Origin of the sequence: Paenibacillus xylanilyticus (assembly GCF_013359935.1) — a bacterium.
GTDB classification, from domain to species: Bacteria; Bacillota; Bacilli; order Paenibacillales; family Paenibacillaceae; genus Paenibacillus; species Paenibacillus xylanilyticus.
In genome coordinates this window covers 1-264 of record NZ_JABMCB010000001.1, presented here as the reverse complement: position 1 = coordinate 264, position 264 = coordinate 1, and the positions used below count along the sequence as shown (strand labels likewise).

1 rRNA gene is annotated in these 264 nt (G+C 42.8%); it reads left to right on the top strand.

The window, feature by feature from the left end:
- Positions 1-173: 173 nt before the first annotated feature.
- Positions 174-264 (top strand): 23S ribosomal RNA (locus HP552_RS00005); the annotation flags it as partial.

Sequence of the window (264 nt, the reverse complement as noted above, 5' to 3'; positions counted from 1 at the left end):
TTGCTCAGTTTTGAGAGCTCAAACTCTCAAAACAGCTTGCTTTTGCATGGAGCTTGTTCTTTGAAAACTAGATATCGAAACGAAAATTGCGAATTAGAACATTCCTTTTAGCTGAACTTGTGTTAAACAAGTTTCAATAAAACGGTAGATTGCATTTGCTCGTATGAGCAATTGGTTAAGCTACTAAGAGCACACGGAGGATGCCTAGGCGCTAGGAGCCGATGAAGGACGTGGCGAACAACGAAACTGCCTCGGGGAGCTGTA